Annotated in this window: 19 protein-coding genes; 5 read left to right on the forward strand and 14 right to left on the reverse strand. The window is 65.2% G+C overall.

Features of this window, described 5'->3' with window-relative positions; translation table 11 throughout:
* Positions 1-12 precede the first annotated feature (12 nt).
* Complete coding sequence (locus ACWAT4_RS37915; protein WP_449729452.1) at positions 13-666, forward strand: S24 family peptidase; 654 nt, start codon at positions 13-15, stop codon at positions 664-666.
* 160 nt (positions 667-826) lie between these two features.
* Here ACWAT4_RS37915 and ACWAT4_RS37920 read toward each other — a convergent pair whose 3' ends face one another.
* The 5 genes from ACWAT4_RS37920 to ACWAT4_RS37940 all read right to left on the reverse strand — a co-directional run bounded on the left by ACWAT4_RS37920 (position 827) and on the right by ACWAT4_RS37940 (position 5,220).
* Positions 827-2,470 (reverse strand): lysine--tRNA ligase, encoded by a 1,644-nt coding sequence (locus ACWAT4_RS37920; RefSeq protein WP_449729453.1) that lies wholly within the window; start codon positions 2,468-2,470, stop codon positions 827-829.
* A gap of 231 nt (positions 2,471-2,701) precedes the next feature.
* Positions 2,702-3,637 carry a transporter substrate-binding domain-containing protein gene (locus ACWAT4_RS37925; protein ID WP_449729454.1) on the reverse strand — a complete coding sequence of 312 codons (936 nt, stop codon included), beginning with the start codon at positions 3,635-3,637 and terminating at the stop codon, positions 2,702-2,704.
* 126 nt (positions 3,638-3,763) lie between these two features.
* Positions 3,764-4,354: an SCO family protein gene (locus ACWAT4_RS37930; protein WP_212424423.1), complete on the reverse strand. Its 591-nt coding sequence runs from the start codon at positions 4,352-4,354 to the stop codon at positions 3,764-3,766.
* A 24-nt stretch (positions 4,355-4,378) separates the two neighbouring features.
* On the reverse strand, positions 4,379-4,573 hold the full coding sequence (locus tag ACWAT4_RS37935; RefSeq protein WP_212424422.1) for a hypothetical protein: 195 nt from the start codon (positions 4,571-4,573) through the stop codon (positions 4,379-4,381).
* Positions 4,574-4,698: 125 nt separating this feature from the next.
* On the reverse strand, positions 4,699-5,220 hold the full coding sequence (locus tag ACWAT4_RS37940) for a hypothetical protein (protein ID WP_212302805.1): 522 nt from the start codon (positions 5,218-5,220) through the stop codon (positions 4,699-4,701).
* Between the two features lie 248 nt (positions 5,221-5,468).
* Here ACWAT4_RS37940 and ACWAT4_RS37945 point away from each other — a divergent pair, with 248 nt between their 5' ends.
* The 4 genes from ACWAT4_RS37945 (at position 5,469) to ACWAT4_RS37960 (ending at position 9,043) form a co-directional block, all read left to right on the forward strand.
* Positions 5,469-7,139, forward strand: a complete 1,671-nt coding sequence (locus tag ACWAT4_RS37945) for an FAD-binding dehydrogenase (RefSeq protein ID WP_449729455.1) — start codon at positions 5,469-5,471, stop codon at positions 7,137-7,139.
* A 3-nt stretch (positions 7,140-7,142) separates the two neighbouring features.
* Positions 7,143-8,063 (forward strand): CE1 family esterase, encoded by a 921-nt coding sequence (locus tag ACWAT4_RS37950; protein ID WP_449729456.1) that lies wholly within the window; start codon positions 7,143-7,145, stop codon positions 8,061-8,063.
* 115 nt (positions 8,064-8,178) lie between these two features.
* Entirely contained in the window at positions 8,179-8,529 is a 351-nt protein-coding gene (locus ACWAT4_RS37955) for a RidA family protein (protein WP_092289080.1), read from the forward strand.
* A gap of 148 nt (positions 8,530-8,677) precedes the next feature.
* Positions 8,678-9,043 (forward strand): nuclear transport factor 2 family protein, encoded by a 366-nt coding sequence (locus ACWAT4_RS37960; RefSeq protein WP_449729457.1) that lies wholly within the window; start codon positions 8,678-8,680, stop codon positions 9,041-9,043.
* 78 nt (positions 9,044-9,121) lie between these two features.
* Here ACWAT4_RS37960 and ACWAT4_RS37965 read toward each other — a convergent pair whose 3' ends face one another.
* The 9 genes from ACWAT4_RS37965 to ACWAT4_RS38005 all read right to left on the reverse strand — a co-directional run bounded on the left by ACWAT4_RS37965 (position 9,122) and on the right by ACWAT4_RS38005 (position 18,375).
* The gene (locus ACWAT4_RS37965; RefSeq protein ID WP_449729458.1) at positions 9,122-9,967 is read right to left on the reverse strand and encodes an amidohydrolase family protein; all 846 of its coding nucleotides are present in this window, start codon (positions 9,965-9,967) and stop codon (positions 9,122-9,124) included.
* Positions 9,968-9,970: 3 nt separating this feature from the next.
* Positions 9,971-10,951: an aldo/keto reductase gene (locus ACWAT4_RS37970; RefSeq protein ID WP_212302813.1), complete on the reverse strand. Its 981-nt coding sequence runs from the start codon at positions 10,949-10,951 to the stop codon at positions 9,971-9,973.
* A gap of 99 nt (positions 10,952-11,050) precedes the next feature.
* Positions 11,051-11,983: a sugar-binding protein gene (locus ACWAT4_RS37975; RefSeq protein WP_212302814.1), complete on the reverse strand. Its 933-nt coding sequence runs from the start codon at positions 11,981-11,983 to the stop codon at positions 11,051-11,053.
* Positions 11,984-12,077: 94 nt separating this feature from the next.
* Positions 12,078-13,148: an ABC transporter permease gene (locus ACWAT4_RS37980; protein ID WP_212302816.1), complete on the reverse strand. Its 1,071-nt coding sequence runs from the start codon at positions 13,146-13,148 to the stop codon at positions 12,078-12,080.
* Positions 13,148-13,906, reverse strand: a complete 759-nt coding sequence (locus tag ACWAT4_RS37985; protein ID WP_212302818.1) for an ATP-binding cassette domain-containing protein — start codon at positions 13,904-13,906, stop codon at positions 13,148-13,150. The genes ACWAT4_RS37980 and ACWAT4_RS37985 overlap by 1 nt, the downstream gene beginning before the upstream one ends.
* 5 nt (positions 13,907-13,911) lie before the next feature.
* Positions 13,912-15,234, reverse strand: coding sequence for a xylose isomerase (gene xylA / locus ACWAT4_RS37990; protein ID WP_212424417.1), 1,323 nt, complete (start codon positions 15,232-15,234; stop codon positions 13,912-13,914).
* Complete coding sequence (gene xylB, locus ACWAT4_RS37995; protein WP_212424416.1) at positions 15,235-16,689, reverse strand: xylulokinase; 1,455 nt, start codon at positions 16,687-16,689, stop codon at positions 15,235-15,237.
* Positions 16,690-16,763: 74 nt separating this feature from the next.
* Positions 16,764-17,822: a LacI family DNA-binding transcriptional regulator gene (locus tag ACWAT4_RS38000; RefSeq protein ID WP_212302823.1), complete on the reverse strand. Its 1,059-nt coding sequence runs from the start codon at positions 17,820-17,822 to the stop codon at positions 16,764-16,766.
* A gap of 91 nt (positions 17,823-17,913) precedes the next feature.
* Entirely contained in the window at positions 17,914-18,375 is a 462-nt protein-coding gene (locus ACWAT4_RS38005; RefSeq protein WP_212302905.1) for a GNAT family N-acetyltransferase, read from the reverse strand.
* Between the last annotated feature and the right edge of the window lie 2 nt (positions 18,376-18,377).

Below are 18,377 nucleotides of genomic sequence, written 5' to 3' on the forward strand. Positions count from 1 at the left end.
CTGGACCTTCCCATGGTCAAACAGGCCAAAGCGCAGAGGATGCTGACCCACGACCAGATCTGGGGCGCGCTGGATCAATTGGCCGCGCGCGCCGGTCTGTCGCCGTCCGGCCTTGCCAAACGGGCCGGGCTCGACCCCACCACCTTCAACAAATCCAAGCGCGTCACCTCCGACGGCCGCGAACGCTGGCCCTCGACCGAATCGATCGCGAAGGCGCTGGCGGCTGCGGAATCGTCGATCGAGATCTTTGCCCGGATGATCGACAACGATGCCGGCAACGGTCGCTCTGTACCGCTGCTTGGCTTGGCACAGGCCGGCCTCAGCGGCGCCTTCGACGAGGCCGGCTTGCCGTCCGGCAAGGGCTGGACCGAGATCGCGCTGCCGACCACCGAGGACAGCCGCGCCTTTGCGCTGGAGATTTCCGGCGATGCGCTGCTACCTGCCTACCGCGACGGTGATGTCCTCCTGGTCTCGCCACGCACCGCAATCCGCAAAGGCGATCGCGTGGTGCTGAAGACGAAGGCGGGCGACGTGACGCTCGCCACGCTGAAGCGCCGCACCGCGAAGGCGCTGGAATTGCAGTCGCTCGATGCGGCGCATGGCGAGCGGACGGTGGCGGCGGGCGAGGTGGCGTGGATCGCAAGGATCGTGTGGGCGAGCCAGTGAGCTTGCTGTCGTCCTGGCGAAAGCCAGGACCCATTACCCCAAGAGCAAGCCGAAGCGCGAGACGGCAACTCCGAGTCCCCGTAACCACATCCGACGGTGGCTATGGGTCCTGGCTTTCGCCAGGACGACGATGGGGAGGCATCGCGTTCGATAACTCCCCTCACGCACTCCGCGCCAGTGCACCGTCGATCATGTTGACGGCATTCTGCACGCCATACACCGCGACGAAGGAGCCGAAGCGCGGGCCCTTCTCCTGGCCGAGCAGCACCTGGTACAGCATGTTGAACCAGTCGAGCGTGACGCCGGGGCGGCCGTCCTTGCCCTTCTTGACCTGGTCGAGGAACGGCTCGCGGCGGCCGATCTCGTAGACGACGTTCTGGATGTCCTCGGCCGAAGCATCCTGCGGCAGCTGCGACAGCGCATCGCGCAGGTCCTGCAATGCGGCGCGCTCGGTGTCCGTGGGCACGCGGAACTGCTTGGTCGGCGCCACGAAGTCGCGGTAGTAATTGATGGCATAGCCGACCATCGCATCCAGCTTCGGATGCGTCTGCGGGCTCACGCCCGGACGGTAGCGGCCGATGAAGCCCCACAGCGTTTCGGCGTTCTCCGCGTTCGACGACGACACCAGCGTGAGCAGCAGCTGGAACGTGACGGGCATGTCGGCCTGCGGCGGATGGCCGGCATGGATGTGCCAGACCGGATTGCCGAGCTGCTGCTTGCCGTCCTGCTTGGCAAAGCCGTCAGTGAATTGCTGATAATCGTCGACCTGGCGCGGGATGACGTCGAAGAACAACCGCTTGGCCGCCTTCGGTTCGCGATACATGAACAGCGACAGCGATTCCGGCGAGGCATAGCGCAGCCATTCGTCGATGGTGAGGCCGTTGCCCTTCGACTTCGAGATCTTCTGCCCCTTCTCGTCGAGGAAGAGCTCATAGTTGAAGCCTTCGGGCGGCGTGCCGCCGAGCGCCCTAGCGATCGCGCCTGACAGCTTCACGGAGTCGATGAGATCCTTGCCGGCCATCTCATAGTCGACGCCGAGCGCAACCCAGCGCATCGCCCAATCGGCCTTCCACTGGCACTTGACATTGCCGCCGGTGACGGGCGTTTCGACTTCCTCGTTGGTGTCAGGGTCGACATAGGTGACCGTGCCGGCGGCGACGTCGCGGCGGATCATCGGCACTTGCAGCACGACACCCGTGGTCTTGCTGATCGGCAGGAACGGCGAATAGGTGGCGCGGCGATCGGGGCCGAGCGTCGGCAGGATGATGTCCATCACCTTGTCGTAGGCGGCGAGCATCTTGAGCAGCGTCGCGTCGAAGCGGCCCGACTTGTAATAGACGGTCGAGCTCGCGAACTCGTAGTCGAAGCCGAAATGATCCAGGAACGCGCGCAGGCGAGCGTTGTTGGCGTCACCGAACGACGGATGCTCGTTCGAGAACGGGTCGGGCACCGCGGTGAGCGGCCGCCCCAGATATTGCGCCAGGAGATCCTTGTTCGGCACATTGTCCGGCACCTTGCGGAAGCCGTCCATGTCGTCGGAGAAGGCGAGCAGCCGCGTCTTGATCCTGTCCTCGGTGAGCACGCGGAAGGCGTGGCGCACCATCGAAGTGCGCGCGACCTCGCCGAACGTGCCGATATGCGGCAGGCCGGAGGGGCCGTAGCCGGTCTCGAACAGCACCTCGTCCTTCGGGCTCTTCTTCAGCCGCGCGACAATGGCCTTCGCCTGCTCGAACGGCCAGGCGTTGGATTGTTCGGCGAGCGCACGAAGATCGCTCGGGCTCATATTGGAGTCGATAACGGACATCAGGGGGCCTCCGGGCCGCGGAAAATAGCGATTTCCGGGCAGAATGCAAAAGTTGGCGCGGCTATTGCCGCTCTTACTCCCTCGCCCCGTTCTTACGGGGAGAGTGTTGGGGTGAGGGGCTGCTTCCGCGATCACGGTGAGAGTCGGACTCGCGGAGAGTCCCCCTCACCCGGATTGCACTTTCGATGCAATCCGGCCCCTCCCCGCAAGCGGGGAGAGGCGAAGAAGAAACTAAAACGGGCTCACCGAGAAATAGCGCAGCCACAGATCGGTGTAGCGGCCTTTCTCCCAGACGCGGAACAGGGCCCAGTTCAGGGCCTGGCGCAGCACGTCGTTGCCCTTGCGCACGGCAATGCCGATGCCTTCGCCGAAGAAGCGGCTTTCGACGAACGGACCGCCGGAGAAGGCGCAGCAATCGCCGGAATCGGTGCCGTTGATCCAGAACGCCAGCGAGATGGCGTCGCCGAAGATGAAATCGACCTCGCCCTTGCGGAGCGCGGCGCGCAAGCTCTCATCGTTGGGATAAGCGTGCAGCTCGGCATCGGTGAACATCGCCTTGAGATAGGCCTCGTGCGCGGAGCCCGCGATGACGCCGACCTTCTTGCCTTCGAGATATTCGGGCCGGATCTCCGGCATCACCGCATCCTTGCGCGAGGCGAAGCGCGCCGGCACGCGGTAATAGGGATCGGTGAAGTCGACGCGCGCGCGAAGCTGCGGGCTCACCGCCATCGAGGCGATGATGGCATCGCCCCGGTTCGAGCTGAGCGCATCGACCAGCGTCTCGAAGCGGCGCATCTGCACGGTGCAGGTGACCTTGATCTCCTCGCACAGGCTGCGTGCGAGATCGACGTTGAAGCCGGCCGGATTGCCGTCGGCACCGGTGTAGTTGAACGGCGGGTAGTCGGTCTCGGTCAGGAAGCGGATCACGGTCAGGCGCGACAGGTCCGGCCGCTCCGGGCGCCGCCGCGGGTCCCAGAAGCCGGGCACGGCCTGGGGCGCCGCCTGGGGCGCGACCTGCGGTGTGGCCTGAGGGGCCACCGGAGGCTGCTTGGCCGGGATCTGGGCCTCGGCGCGGGGCAGACCTGCGAGCAGGCACGCGGCGACCGCGAGCCCCGTCAGCAGGCCACGGGCAGATTTGGACGATTTCGCCTGTTGCGATGGAGCCATCGGCCGGAAAGCAATGAATTCCGTTGGGATCGGAGGGCCTTATAGACCATCCGGCCGGGAACGCGAGCGGTGATTGTGGCCTGGCTGAAGGTGCGTTCCCTCGCCCGCCTGCGGGGGAGGTGAAACTCAGAGATACCGCTTCAAATCCGCCGCCGCTTCTTCCGGGGTTCGCTTCAGGTTGAACGGCGAGACGAAACGCCCGTCGCGGTCCATCAGGTAGATCAGCGCGGTATGGTCCATGGTGTAGTCGCCGTCCTTGGTCGGGATCTTCTTGGCATAGACCCGGTAGGAGAGGATCACCTTGGCGGTCTCGGCGGGGTCGCCGCTGAGGCCCTCGAGATGCGGATCGAAGCTCGAGAGATATTCCTTCATGGTGGCGGGCGTATCGCGCTCGGGATCGACCGAGATGAAGACCGCGTTGACCTTGTCCGCATCCTTGCCCATCGCGCGCAGCACCTCCGACATCTCGAACAGCGAGGTCGGGCAGACATCGGGGCAATGGGTGTAGCCGAAGAAGATCAGGGTCGGCTTGCCCTTGAGGCTCTTTTCGGTAACAGCCTTGCCGTTCTGGTCGGTGAGCTGGAACGGACCGCCGATCGCGGCCGGCTGCGCCACCTTGCTGACCCCGCCCATGGCCCAGAACACCACCAGCAGACCGACGACGAGGCTTGCGGCGAAGGCGGTCGCGATCACCAGCGGACGGGCAGCGGAGCTCATGAGCGGAAAACTTCCTGTCGCGGATCAGAAGCAGGCGGCGAAGCCGGTCCTGATCATTTCGAAGAACACCTGGGTGCCGTAGTGGAACCAGAGCGCGAGCGCGCTGATCACCATCAGCCCGCCAACGCCCGCGCCGGCCCAAAGCAGCACGGACGGCGCACGACCGGCAGTGGGCGAATTGTCCGATACAGGATGTGCCGGATGCACGGATTGAGCCATGACAATGACCGGAGCGAAGGTCCCGGGTTCCCGGAGCTCAGATAGGCTCTGGCCCGCCCGGGGGCAAGGCGCCTCCGGCGGACCGGAACAATCCCGCCAAGCCGGGGAGGCCCGGCCCGGGGACGTCAGTGCAGGAGCTGTCCGCGGGCCGATTCGAGCTGATCTGCCTGCGGCAGCGGCCGGCGCGACGGCTTGATGGTCGAGGCCTGCGCATCGAGGTAGCAGGGCTTGTACATGGCCTGGAGCTGCTTGCCCTTCAGGAACAGCATGTGCGGCGTGAGGCCGCCGCGCTGCGTGATCCAGCGCTTCACCTGCGAGGGATACATCGCATAGAGCATCTGGGTCGCTTCGGGATTGGTGACGGCGCGGCCGTTGGCGCCGAAATCCCAGGCGGCGTGGAAGCCGAGCGTCGCGCTCGAGGTCACGCAGATGCGGTCGTGCGGAATGGCACCGAGAACGATGGTGCAGGCGGAAGCGCAGAGGCCGTCGATGATGACGGTGTCACCGGATTGGCGCAGGTCCTGGTACTTGTCGACGTAGGTTCCGATCCGGCCACCGCGATCATCCGCGATTCGAACCACCGCGTGGGAAGTCCCCATGCAAGCGATCAAGAGAACCGCCGCAAGCAACCCCGTCAGAAACTTCATTGTTCCCCGCCCCAGTCGTTTTCGAATCTGCGTGTCAGGTGGTGATGCGCGCCTAGCGTCGGTCGACTCTGCGGTTTTGTCTAGGCACGCCGGCTCACTCAAAACAAATTCAAATCCAGTGTTGCGTCCACGCTGCACCCGGCCGGCCTCAATCCCAATGTGGAACAAGTTAACGATGTCTTACGCGACAAGCCCTTGATCTCAGTTAGAACCGCTGGCTTCAATCCGGGCAACTACAGGGGGAACTGATGGCCGGGCATTCGACTGAGCAGGCCGACGTCATTGTCGTCGGCGGAGGACTATCGGGACTGGTGGCGGCGACCGAGATTGCCGACGCCGGCAAGCGCGTCGTCATCGTCGACCAGGAGGGCGAGCAGTCGCTCGGCGGCCAGGCATTCTGGTCGTTCGGCGGATTGTTCCTGGTTGATTCGCCGGAGCAGCGCCGGCTCGGCATCAAGGACTCCTTCGACCTCGCGATGCAGGACTGGCTCGGCACCGCCGGCTTCGACCGCGACGAGGATTTTTGGCCGCGCAAATGGGCCGAGGCCTATGTCGGCTTCGCCGCCGGCGAGAAGCGCGACTGGCTGCGCGCGATGGGCCACCGCATCTTCCCCGTGGTCGGCTGGGCCGAGCGGGGCGGCTACGACGCGATGGGCCACGGCAACTCGGTGCCGCGCTTTCACGTCACCTGGGGCACCGGCCCCGGCATCGTCGAGCCGTTCGAGCGCCGCGCGCGCGAGGCCGCGAGGAGCGGCCGGCTGATCTTCAAGTTCCGCCATCGCGTCAATGCGCTCTCCATCACCAACGGGACGGTGGACGGCGTCAGCGGCGCGATCCTCGCGCCCGACAATATCGAGCGCGGCAAGAGCTCGTCGCGCACCGTCGTCGGCGAGTTTGCGCTGAAGGCGCAGGCCGTGATCGTCGCGTCCGGCGGCATCGGCGGCAATCATGACCTGGTACGGGCAAACTGGCCCAAGCGGCTCGGCGAGCCGCCCAAGTTCATGATCTCCGGCGTGCCCGAGCATGTCGACGGCCGCATGATCGGCATCACCGAAAAGACCGGCGCCCGGCTGATCAACCGCGACCGCATGTGGCACTATGTCGAGGGCATCCAGAACTGGAATCCAATCTGGCCGCGCCACGGCATCCGCATTCTCCCCGGCCCGTCCTCGATGTGGTTCGACGCCACGGGCACGCGGCTGCCGGCGCCGCTGTTCCCCGGCTCCGACACGCTCGGCCAGCTCAAATACATCATGTCCACCGGCTATGATTATTCCTGGTTCATCCTGACGCAGGCCATCATCAAGAAGGAGTTTGCGCTGTCGGGCTCGGAGCAGAATCCGGACCTCACGGGAAAAAGCTGGCGCATGACCTTGCGCCGCGCCACCAACAAGGGCGCGCCGGCGCCGGTCGAGGCGTTCAAGAGCCATGGTGTCGACTTCATCGTGCGCGACAAGATCGAAGACCTCGTCGCAGCCATGAACAAGCTCGCCGGCAACGATCTGCTCAAGCTCGACGAGATCAGGATGCAGATCGAGGCGCGCGACCGCGAAATCGCCAACCCCTACGTCAAGGATGTGCAGGTGATGAATATTCACAATGCGCGACGCTACATCGGCGACAAGCTGATCCGCACGGCCTCGCCGCATCGCATCCTCGATCCCGCGAAGGGACCGCTGATCGCGGTCAAGCTCAACATCCTCACCCGCAAGACGCTGGGCGGCTTCGAGACCGATCTCGACTCGCGCGTATTCGGCAGCGAGGGGCAGATCATTCCCGGGCTCTATGCGGTCGGCGAAGCCGCAGGCTTCGGCGGCGGCGGCGTGCACGGCTATCGTTCGCTGGAGGGCACCTTTCTCGGCGGCTGCCTGTTCTCGGGCCGCAATGCGGGCCGCGCCGCGGCGAAAGCGGTGGGGTAGATCATGCCGCGGTGGTTGCGCATCGGCGTGCTCGTTGCAGCGCTCGCTGCCTGCACCCACTCGGCCGGCGCCGACACGATCGACGTCAACGGCGTGATGCGCTCCTACACCGTGCAATTGCCGGCAAAGAAGCCGTCGCCGCTCGTGATCGTGCTCCATGGCAAGACCCAGCGCAGCGCCGATATGGTCGCGCGCACGGCGTGGCCGCAAGTGGCAAAGCGAGAAGGATTTGCGGCGGTCTTTCCTGACGGACTCAACCATGCCTGGGCCGACGCGCGGACCAAGGCGGGACCCGCGCTGCGTGGCCCTCCTCCGGGCACCGACGACGTCGCCTTCATCGCCAAGCTGGTCGAGAAACTGGTTGCAAACGGTACGGCCGACCCTCACCGCGTCTATGTCGCCGGCATCTCCAATGGCGGCGCCATGGCGATGACCCTCCTCTGCGCCCGCGCCGATTTGTTTGCCGCCGGGGCAAGCGTGATCATGAATCTGACCGACGAGGCCGCGGTGACCTGCCATCCGTCGCGGCCGCTGCCGATGCTGCTCATGAACGGCACCGCGGACCCGCTGGTGCCCTACGAGGGCGGGCACGGATCGAGCTACTTTGCCGCAGATGGCTTCTGGTCGACCGAGGAGACGCTGGCCTTCTGGCGCAAGCTCAACGGCTGCGAGATCGATGACGCCGATGTGGCTGATTTGCCCGACAAGACGTCGATGGACCAATCCGCGGTCACACGGATCTCATCGCGCTGCCCGAAAGGCCATGACGTCGTGCTCTATCGCATCAATCATGGCGGCCACCGCATGCCGGGCTTCGCTGCGGATGCGCGTTTCCCGAAAATCGCAACGCGTCTGCTGGGACCGCAGAACAGCGACATCGACGGCGCCGAGACGATCTGGTCGTTTTTCAGCCGGCTTCCGTGAAGAACATGCATTGCCGGCTACGCATGCGTGAACGGCAAAGCCTGCGTGCCTGGGGTGGCACAGTGCGAGGTGCTGCGCTAGACAGGGCCGCCATTCCCTTAAGGAGATCCCGTAAATGAGCATTCAGCGTTTTGAAACCGGCCCGCGCATGAGCCAGGTCGTCGTGCACGGCAACACCGTCTATCTCGCCGGCGTCGTCGCCAGCAACGCGGCCGGCGAAAGCGTGACCAAGCAGACCCAGGACATCCTGAAGACCATCGACGGCCATCTCGCCAAGGCCGGCACCGACAAGTCGAAGCTGCTGTCGGCAACGATCTACATCACCGACATGAAGACGTTCCAGGAAATGAACGCCGTGTGGGACGGCTGGGTGTCGCCCGGCAACACCCCGGCCCGCGCCACCGTCGAAGCCAAGCTCGCGGCGCCGCAGTACACCGTCGAGATCATGGTGACCGCGGCGAAGTAATTCGCGCAGCATCACATGTGACCGGAGCGCGATGAGACCATCATCGCGCTCTTTTTGCGGATGCATGATCTCCGAGGTAATCGATTCCCGCGCGCGAACCTTCGATAGTGACGGCCAGCCGAACCACGGCGCCACCGAAGGAGAGCACATGACCGACCACGTCACCATCGCCCGCCGCTACATTGATCTCTGGAACGAGCGCGCGGCCGGCCGCCGGCGCGAACTGCTCAGCGAGAACTGGACGGCCGATGCGAGCTATGTCGATCCCCTGATGAAGGGCGATGGCCGGGACGGCATCGACGCGCTCATCGCCGGCGTGCAGCAGCGCTTCCCGGATTTCAAGTTCAGCCTGATCGGCGAGCCCAACGGCTATGGCGACCATGTGCGCTTCAGCTGGGGTCTCGGTCCCGAAGGTGTCGACAGCCCGATCAAGGGGACCGATTTCGCCGTGCTGAAGGACGGGCGGATCAAGAGCATCACGGGATTTTTGGATCAGGTGCCCGCGGGCGCGTGAGCCGCGAGCGCTACCACAAACGCCGCCGTCGTTCCGGCCTGTGCCGGGACGACACCTGTTGTTAGGCGCGCGCTCGGCTTAATCTGCCAGCCGATACGCAGCCTTCGCATTCACCCCAAATGCCTTCGCGCGCACGGTCGTACCTAACTTCGCCAGGCACGCCTCAAGCGCGCTCTTGATCTCGCCATAGCTGCCCGCCAGCAGGCACACCGGCCAATCCGAGCCGAAGATCATGCGATCATCGCCAAAGCACTTCGCGACATGCGCAACGAACGGAAACAGCCGCTCGGCGTCCCAATCGCTCCATTTCGCCTCCGTCGCGAGCCCTGAGACCTTGCACCAGACATTGCCACAAGCCGCGAGCGCTGCGATGCGATCGGACCATTCGGCGCAGCCGCCCTCGGCGATCGGCGGCTTTGCGGCGTGGTCGAGCACGAAGCGGGCTTGCGGAAAGGCTTTTGCGGTTGCGATCGCAGCGGGGAGCTCGCGGGTGCGGACGAGGAAGTCGTAGGTGAGATCATGGGCGAACAGCGTTGCCAGTCCCCGCTGAACATCGGCGCGCAACAGCCAGTCGGCATCGGCCTCATCGTGGACCTGGTGGCGGATGCCGACCAGCTTGGCGCCGCCGGGCAGCGCCCGCAGGCGACCGAGCGTGTTACCGAGCGATGCATCAGTCAGATCGGCCCAGCCGACGACACCGATGACGGAGGGCGTGGCGTGCGCGATCCGCAAGAACTCCTCAGTCTCCGCGACCGAGGAGCGGCATTGCACCACGATGCTGGCATCGATGCCATTCGCTTTCAACAGCGGCGCCAGATCGGCAGGGCCGAAGGCACGACGGATCGGCGCGAGCTCGGGCGCCGCCATCCACGGATAGTCAGCGCGCGCGGGATCCCAGAAATGCTGGTGAGCGTCGATCACCATGTCTCACGCTCCGCCTGGCAGCGGCGCTCGCGCGTCGACGAGGTTTTTAGCGCGCAGCTCCTGCCAGAAGGCTTGCGGTACCGCGCGCTTGGACATCGCGATGTTGTCGGCGACCTCGGCGGCGTTGCGGGCACCCATCACGGCCACCGTCACGGCCGGATGGGCCATGCAGAACTGGAGCGCGGCGGCCTTCAGCTCGGTGCCATGCTTGCGGCAGAGCTCATCGAGCGCGAGCGCGCGCGCAACGAGCGCAGCGTCGGCGTCCTCATAGTTGAACTTCGCGCCCGCATGCGGATTGGCCAGAATGCCACTGTTGTAGATGCCGCCGAGCAGGATGCCGATGTTCCTGGCAGCGCAGACCGGAAACAACGCTTCGAGCGCGCCCTGGTCGAGCAGCGTGTAACGGCCGGCGAGCAGGAAGCAGTCGACCGGTACGGCTTCGGCGAAACGCGTCAGCATCTCGGACTGGTTCATGCCGGAGCCGATCGCCTTCACGGTGCCGTCGTCGCGCAGTCGCATCAGCGCGCGGAAAGCGCCGCTGACGGCGTCGTCATAGTGATCATCGGGATCATGCACGAGCAGAACATCGACGCGGTCGAGCCCGAGGCGGTCGAGGCTCTCTTCGACCGATCGCATCACCCCGTCATAGCTGAAATCGAATTGCGGCCGCAACGCAGGCGCGTCCTTGTAATGATCATCCTCGACCGTCGCGCCACCGGGCGCGCGCAGCAGTCGGCCGACCTTGGTCGAGATCGCATAGGAGTCGCGCTTCTGTTGCCGCAGGAAGGCACCCAGTCGTTGTTCCGCCAGTCCAAAGCCGTAAAGCGGCGCGGTATCGTAGAAGCGGATGCCGGCCGACCAACCGGCCGCGAGTGTCGCTTCCGCATCCGCATCGCTGACCGCCGAGAACAGTCCGCCGAGTGGCGCCGAACCAAGGCCAATCGACGTGACATCGAGACCGTCAGCAAGCCGGGTACGCTTCATTGTAAGCTCCTTCCAAAAGCAGCACTCCCTCCCCCGCGGGCGGAGGAGGGAGTGTAGCGCAGGAACGTCGGGGCTGGCAGACGTTCCTGCTTGATGGCCCTACTTCAGGAGCTGAGCAACGTTGTCCTTCGTCACCAGATCGAGACCGGTGTAGATGGTTTCCGGAACCTTCTGGCCCTTCTTGATGGCCAGCAACGTGTCCATCGACTTCTCACCCATTTCGAACGGGCGCTGGCCGGTGAGCGCGTTGGAGTAGCCGTCGCGCAGCAACTCGAGCTGCATCTTCAGCGTATCGGCGACGACGAGCGTCAGCTTGCCGCTGTCGATGTCCTTCTTGTTCTTGTTGACGAAGGCCTTGAAGCCCTCCGGCGCGAACATCGGCCAGCCGCCGACCGGCACGATCGCGGCGAGATCCGGCGTCGCGGTACGCAGATCCGTCATTTGCTGGACCGCAAGCGTGGAATCGTCGTTGCAGAAGGTCGGCGAGCCCTGGACCTCGACCCACTTCGAGCCCTTGAGTGCTTCGCGAACGCCATCGACGCGTTCGGCGAGGTTCTTCGCACCCGGACCACCGGAGACCATGGCGTACTTGCCGCCCTCGGGCCGGAGCTGCAGCAATTGCTTGCCGAGCGCGACGCCGAAGTCCTTGTTGTTGGTGCCGATATAGGCTTGCCGCTTGGAGCCCGGCGCGTCCGCGTCAAACGTGATCACCGGGATGCCGGCCGCGGTCGCAGCCTCAATCGACTTGGTCATGGACGCGACGTCGGCAACCGAGATCGCAAGCCCATCCACCTTCTGGGTGATGAAGTCCTGGATGATCTGCGCCTGCGTCGCCGGTTCGTGCTCGATCGGCCCCTTGTAGATGCACTCGACGTTGCCGAGCTCCTTGGCGCGCTTCATGCAGCCGTCACGCGCCACGTCGAAGAACGGATTGTTCATCGCCTTGGGAACGACGGCGAACTTGTAGGTCTGGGCAAATGCCGGGGTCGCCATCATCGCGATGGTCACGCCGGCCAACAGAAGCTTCTTCATACCATTCCCTCCACACTTTGTTGCCTATCCATTTGTGATGTGATGCTCCGGCAGGCGGATAGACGATCTTTCGTTGTCCTTCCGGAGTAACTCGTCAGGTCATGCGCGAGCGGATGCGATCGACCAGCACGGCAAGGATGATGATCACGCCCACCAGCGTCTGCTGCCAGTAGGAATTGACCTGCGCGAGCACGAGGCCGTTGCGGATCACCTCCAGCAGCACGCAGCCGACGATGGCGCCCAGGGGACCACCGAGGCCGCCGGCGAGGTTGGCGCCGCCGATGACCGCGGCGGCAATGACGTTGAGCTCGTAGGACGTCGCCATATTCGCGGGCGCGGATCCCAGCCAGCCCGAGATGATGATGCCTTGCAGGCCTGCGGCGAGCGCGCAGATCACATAGACCTCGATCTTCACGCGCACGACCGGGATACCGGTCAATTCCGCCGCCTTCTCATTACCGCCAAGCGCGAAGACGTGGCGGCCGAAGCTGGTGTGATGCAGCACGACCGCCATCACAACCGCGAGGATCACCAGATAGATGAAGGGCGCGGGAACGCCGAGCACATCACCCGAGGTCAACGCGTAGAACAGATCGGCATCGGGCCCGCCTGGAAAGCTGCCACGGCCGTTCGAGACCACATAAGCGAGCCCGCGCACGATCGAGAGCATGCCGAGCGTGGTGACGAAGGGCGACAGCCCGAGCACCGCGATGCAGAAGCCGTTGATCATCCCGACGATGAACGCGACGAACAGGCCTGCGAGCACCGAGATCAGCAGGATCAATCCGGGCACGTTGGCGACGGCCGTCTTGCCATCGGCGGCCAGATGGACGAAGGACGATCCCGGCGCCGACAGTTCCACCATGACCATGGAGGTGATCATCGCGGAAAAACACATCATCGAGCCGACGGAGAGATCAATGCCGCCGGTGATGATGACGAACGTGATTCCGAGCGTGGCGATGGCGATGAAAGAAAAGTTCTTCGCCACGTTCTGCATGTTGCCTTCGGTGAAGAAATAGGGGCTGGCAAAACGCATCACGATCATCAGCACCACAAGCGCCAGCAGGACGTAACCGGTCTGCGAGGCAAAGATGCCGCGATGCCACCATTTGGTGCGACCGACATTGGTGAAAGAGATCGGGTTTTCCATGGGTACGGACATCACGCCGCCTCCTTCGCGCCGGTGATCAGGGCGGTGACTTCCTCGGGGGACGTCTCGTGGATCGGCTTGTCGGCCCGCTTCTCGCCGCGGCGCATGACGATCACGCGGTCGCATACCGCGAATACGTCGGGCATACGGTGGGAGATCAGCATCACGGCAACACCCTGCTCCTTCAGCCGGTGGATCAGGCCGAGCACCTGCTCCACCTGGCGTACGGAAATCGCGGCCGTCGGCTCGTCCATCATCACGAGCTTGGCGTTGGACAGTCGCGTGCGGGCGATCGCCACGGCCTGGCGCTGGCCGCCGGACATCTGCTTGACCAGATCATGCGGCCGGGTCTCCGAGCGCAGCTCGCCGAACAATTCCAGCGCGCGTGACGCCATCGCCTTGTGATCGAGCAGCGCAACGGGTCCGAATTTGCGCTTGAGCTCGCGGCCGAGAAAGACGTTCGCAGCCGCCGTCAGATTGTCGGCGAGCGCGAGATCCTGGTAGACGACCTCGATGCCGACCGCGCGGGCATCGATCGGACGGTAGAAATGGACCGCGTTGCCGTCGAAGCGGATTTCGCCGTGGGTGGGACGGAAATTGCCGGCGATGATCTTGACCAGCGTCGACTTGCCGGCGCCGTTGTCACCCATCAGGCCGACCACTTCGCCCGGACGCACATGCAGATCGACGTCGTGCAGCGCGCGGATGGCGCCGAACTCCTTGCCGATGCCGGAGAGCTCTAGAACCGGTGTTGCAGCACTTGTCATCATCGACCTCAGAGGTAGCGGTTGACCAGCGATTCCAGGTATTCCTGCCGTCCCGAGCGCGGCTGCGGGTCGAAGCCCGGATCCTGCGCGCGATCGGCGAGATCGGCAAGCGAACGCTGGCCGGCGAGAATGGCCCGGCCCTCAGGCCCGGCCCATCCCTCGTAGCGCGAAGCCAGCGGCGTCGTGAGGGCACCGGCATCGAGCATGTCGGCCGCAGCGAGGAACGCCCGCGCGCAGGCATCCATCGAGCCGACATGGGCATGGATGAGGTCATCCGGATCGATCGACTGGCGGCGGATCTTTGCGTCGAAATTGAGCCCGCCCGAGGTGAAGCCGCCGCGGTTCAGGATCTCGTGGAACACCAGCGCCAGCTCGCCCACATTCATCGCGAACTGGTCGGTGTCCCAGCCGAGCAGATCGTCGCCGCGGTTGATGTCGAGCGAGCCGAACACACCGAGCGCCTCCGCGAGCGCGACCTCGTGATGGAAGGAATGGCCGGCGAGGATAGCGTGGTTCTGCTCGATGTTGAGCTTGACGTCCTTGAGCAGATCGTAGCGCGCGAGGAAGCCGTAGCAGGTGGCGACGTCGAAATCATATTGATGCTTGGTCGGCTCTTTCGGCTTCGGCTCGATCAGGATCGGACCCTTGAAGCCGATCTTGTGCTTGTGCTCGACCACCAGCGACACGAAGCGGCCGAGCTGGTCGAGCTCGCGCTTGAGATCGGTGTTGAGCAGAGTCTCATAGCCCTCGCGGCCGCCCCAGAGCACATAGTTCTGACCACCGAGCCGATGCGTCACCTCCAAGGCGGCACGGACCTGGCCGGCAGCATAGGTGAAGATTTCAGGATCCGGATTGGTCGCAGCGCCCGCCATGTAGCGGCGATGCGTGAACAGGTTTGCGGTCCCCCAGAGCAGGCGGACCTTGGCTGATGCCATCTTGGCTTCGAAGACATCGGCGATTGCGTTGAGATTGGCGACGGACTCGCTGAGCGAAGCGCCTTCCGGCGCGGCGTCGACATCGTGGAAGGTGAAGAAGGGCACATCCAGCAGGCGGAACAGCTCGAAGGCGACATCGGCCTTGGCGCGCGCCATCGCCATCGGATCGGAGCCGTGGTGCCAGGGCCGCATGAACGTCTCGCCGCCGAAGGGATCGCCGCCCGGCCAGCACAGGGAATGCCAGTAGCAGACCGCAAAGCGTAAGTGATCTTCCAGTCTGCGGCCGTGAACCATGCGGTCCTTGTCGTACCAGCGGAAGGCGAGTCCATTTCCAACATCCTTGCCGGCAAAGGCGACGGGTGCGCTTGCATCGAAGAATTTGGCTGACGCGTTCACTTAAGTAGACTCCTTCAATGCGGGATAAAGATTGCGCCAGCTGCGATAGGCCTCGTCATAGGCGGGCGCGGCGGATGCGCGGGGCATGAAACTGGCGAGCCGTCGCGGACGGGTGCACACTTGCGCCGGATCTTCGCCGGTGGCCGCAAGCCGGCCGAGCCGCGCGGCGCCGAGCGCCGCACCGACCTCGCCCTCCTCGACACGGTGCACGACAATGCCGAGCACATCGGCGCAGATCTGCGCCCAAAGTGGCGAGCGCGAGCCGCCGCCGACGAGATCGAGCTCGGCAATCGGCCCGCTCGCCGCGCTCAGCGCCGCGAGATTGTCGCGCGCGGCAAAGGCGACGCCTTCGAGCACGGCCTGGACGATCTGGCTGCGGCTGGTCGCACCGCGCAAGCCGACGAAGGCGCCGCTCGCCGTTGCGTCGTTGTGCGGCGTGCGCTCGCCGTCGAGATAGGGCAGGAACTTGACCGGGCTCGGTCCGTCGACGTGCTCGCCGAGCGACGCCAGCAGCGTCGCGGCGGGCACCTCCATCACGCCCGCGAGCCAGGCGAGCGAGGCCGCCGCCGACAGCATCACGCCCATCTGGTGCCAGAGACCCGGCAGCGCATGGCAGAACGCATGCACCGCCGAAGCCGGCGCCGGTGCAAAGCGGTCGGTGACGCGGAATACCACGCCGGAGGTGCCGAGCGACAGGAAGGCATCGCCGGGTGCGATCGCGCCGAGCCCGACCGCGCTCGCGGCGTTATCACCGGCGCCGCCGGCGATCACGACGTCCTTCGCCATACCCCAGCGCTGCGCGAATTCGGGGGCGAGCACGGCGCTCACCGCGCTGCCTTCGACGAGCCGCGGCATGTGATGCAGGTCGAGGCCGGTGGCATGCAGCAGTTCTGCCGACCAGCTGCGCCGGCCGACGTCGAGCCACAGCGTGCCGGCGGCGTCCGACATGTCTTCGGCCATCTCGCCGGTGAGGCGATAGCGCACATAGGCTTTCGGCAGCAGTACCTTTGCTACGCGCTTGAAAATATCGGGTTCATGCCGCGCGACCCAGAGCAGCTTCGGCGCGGTGAAGCCGGGCATCGCCAGATTGCCGGCGATGGCGTGCAGCGAGGGACAGCGGCGCTCGAGCTCGACGCATTCGGCATGCGAACGGCCATCGTTCCAGAGGATCGCGGGCCGCAACGGGCGGCCGTCCGCATCGAGCAGCGTCGCGCCATGCATCTGGCCCGACAGTCCGATGCCGCGCACGCCGGCAACATTACGCGGATGAGCGGCGGCGAGATCGTCGACTGCGCCGATCGATGCATCGACCCAGGCGTCGGGATCCTGCTCGGACCACAGCGGCGCGGGATGCGACAGCGCAAGCTCGCGCGCCGCCGTCGCGATAACCGCGCCGGCTTCGTTCACGAGCACCGCCTTCACACCGGACGTGCCGATATCCAGTCCGAGATACAATTCGTCCTCCCTTGCTGGCCCGGCTGGCGATCTCCGTCGCCTGTTTCGCGGACCGTCCTCCTTTTGCGCCGCTGCTACGGCAGATTGTCCCGCATCAAGATATCGATGCGAATCTTCTCCTGTTCACTCAAGATCGGCTCGTTACGCGCAAGCGACAGCAGCACGCGCACGGCGGCGCGCGCCTCATGGCCCGGGTTCTGCGAGATCGCGACATCCAGCGTGCCCTGCAGCAGCAGTTTTCGCGTCATCGCCGTGAGATCGTGGGCGATGAACACGATCTGCTTGTCGCGACCGGCCTCGGTCAGGGCCTTGGCCACGCCTTGCGTGCCGGCGCCGACATTGTAGAGACCGATGATGTCAGGATGCTCGCCGAGCAGCTGCGATATCAGCTGCTCGGAGCGATCGTCCTCGTCGCGCCCCTCGAGCAGAGGCAGGATGTCGAGATGCGAAAACTCCGACGCCATCACCTGATTGAAGCCAAAAATGCGCTCGGCATGGTCGCGCAGGCTCTGCGAGCCCGCGATGATCGCGATCTTCCCCGGACTTGAGCCATATCCCGGGCGGACAAGACGACCGATCAGAGCGCCGGCAGTGCGGCCGGCGGCGATGTTGTCGATGCCGACATAATGGTGGCGGCGCGACGACGGCACGTCCGAGACCAGCGTCACCACCTTGCCGCCGGCATCGACGAGATCGTTGATGGCGGCACGCACGCTCGGATGGTCGAGCGCGACGACGGCGACGCCATCATAATTGCCGCCGGCGAGCTCCTCCAGCGAGGCCGCCAGCACGGACGGGTCGAACACGTCGGTGATGACCATCTCGATCGAAAGGCGGCGGGCGGAGAGCCACGCCGACATCTCGCTGAGATAGGCCTGGATCTGCTGCATGAAGGGATTCGACCCCAACGGCATCACGAAGGCGAAGCGGCGGGCGCGGCCGCGGGCGAGCTCGGCGGCCGCCACATGCGGCTGGAAGGAATTGCGCGCGATCGTCTCCTGGACGCGCCGGACCGTGTCCGGCCGCACACCGGGGCGGTTGTGCAGGACACGGTCGACCGTGGCGAGGCTGACACCGGCCTCGCGGGCGATGTCCTTCAGCGTCAGCGCGGCGGAAACGGTGTCTTCGGCCATGCCTGAAGGCTAGCAGAGGCGTTTTGAGGTACGCAACTCATTTTGAGGGTTGCGACGGCATTTTTGAGCACCCGCTGCATCTGATCCGGCGCTAGCCGCCGAGATCGAGCGTCAGGAATAGGCTGTTGCGGTCCTCGACATAGCCCTGAAACGGGCCGCAGGGCACGAAGCCGTGGGCACGATAGAGCGCATGCGCCGGCTTGAAATAGTCCCACGAGCCGGTCTCGAGGCTCAGCCGCTTGATGTCGCGCCGGCGTGCCTCGGCGATGATGTGACGGAGCATCAGGCCACCAAAGCCGCGGCGGCGCGTGGTCTGGAGCGTGTGCATCGACTTCACCTCGCCGTGGTCAACCGAGAGCGTCTTCAGCGCCCCGGTTGCAACCAGCGTGTCGCCGTCCCAGCCGGTCCAGAACGCGACGTCGCTGGCGCGAAGGCCGGCGAGATCGAGCGCGTGCGCGCTGCCCGGGGCGGTCTGCGCCCGCGCCGCCGTGACGTGGTGATCGAGCAGCGCGACGACGCGCGGATCGAATGTGTCGCCGGTACGGATCTGCATCA

The sequence above is a fragment of the Bradyrhizobium sp. T-1 genome (genome assembly GCF_053592855.1).

What these genes read in the sequence shown, in the direction of transcription:
- ACWAT4_RS37955 (WP_092289080.1), top strand. Translation starts at nt 8,179, where the DNA reads ATGAGCATTCAGCGTTTTGAAACCGGCCCGCGCATGAGCCAGGTCGTC.
- ACWAT4_RS37920 (WP_449729453.1), bottom strand. Translation starts at nt 2,470, where the DNA reads ATGTCCGTTATCGACTCCAATATGAGCCCGAGCGATCTTCGTGCGCTC.
- ACWAT4_RS37980 (WP_212302816.1), bottom strand. Translation starts at nt 13,148, where the DNA reads ATGTCCGTACCCATGGAAAACCCGATCTCTTTCACCAATGTCGGTCGC.
- ACWAT4_RS37975 (WP_212302814.1), bottom strand. Translation starts at nt 11,983, where the DNA reads ATGAAGAAGCTTCTGTTGGCCGGCGTGACCATCGCGATGATGGCGACC.
- ACWAT4_RS37925 (WP_449729454.1), bottom strand. Translation starts at nt 3,637, where the DNA reads ATGGCTCCATCGCAACAGGCGAAATCGTCCAAATCTGCCCGTGGCCTG.
- ACWAT4_RS38000 (WP_212302823.1), bottom strand. Translation starts at nt 17,822, where the DNA reads ATGGCCGAAGACACCGTTTCCGCCGCGCTGACGCTGAAGGACATCGCC.
- ACWAT4_RS38005 (WP_212302905.1), bottom strand. Translation starts at nt 18,375, where the DNA reads ATGCAGATCCGTACCGGCGACACATTCGATCCGCGCGTCGTCGCGCTG.
- ACWAT4_RS37935 (WP_212424422.1), bottom strand. Translation starts at nt 4,573, where the DNA reads ATGGCTCAATCCGTGCATCCGGCACATCCTGTATCGGACAATTCGCCC.
- ACWAT4_RS37960 (WP_449729457.1), top strand. Translation starts at nt 8,678, where the DNA reads ATGACCGACCACGTCACCATCGCCCGCCGCTACATTGATCTCTGGAAC.
- ACWAT4_RS37930 (WP_212424423.1), bottom strand. Translation starts at nt 4,354, where the DNA reads ATGAGCTCCGCTGCCCGTCCGCTGGTGATCGCGACCGCCTTCGCCGCA.
- ACWAT4_RS37985 (WP_212302818.1), bottom strand. Translation starts at nt 13,906, where the DNA reads ATGATGACAAGTGCTGCAACACCGGTTCTAGAGCTCTCCGGCATCGGC.
- ACWAT4_RS37950 (WP_449729456.1), top strand. Translation starts at nt 7,143, where the DNA reads ATGCCGCGGTGGTTGCGCATCGGCGTGCTCGTTGCAGCGCTCGCTGCC.
- ACWAT4_RS37970 (WP_212302813.1), bottom strand. Translation starts at nt 10,951, where the DNA reads ATGAAGCGTACCCGGCTTGCTGACGGTCTCGATGTCACGTCGATTGGC.
- ACWAT4_RS37940 (WP_212302805.1), bottom strand. Translation starts at nt 5,220, where the DNA reads ATGAAGTTTCTGACGGGGTTGCTTGCGGCGGTTCTCTTGATCGCTTGC.
- ACWAT4_RS37945 (WP_449729455.1), top strand. Translation starts at nt 5,469, where the DNA reads ATGGCCGGGCATTCGACTGAGCAGGCCGACGTCATTGTCGTCGGCGGA.
- ACWAT4_RS37915 (WP_449729452.1), top strand. Translation starts at nt 13, where the DNA reads ATGGTCAAACAGGCCAAAGCGCAGAGGATGCTGACCCACGACCAGATC.
- ACWAT4_RS37965 (WP_449729458.1), bottom strand. Translation starts at nt 9,967, where the DNA reads ATGGTGATCGACGCTCACCAGCATTTCTGGGATCCCGCGCGCGCTGAC.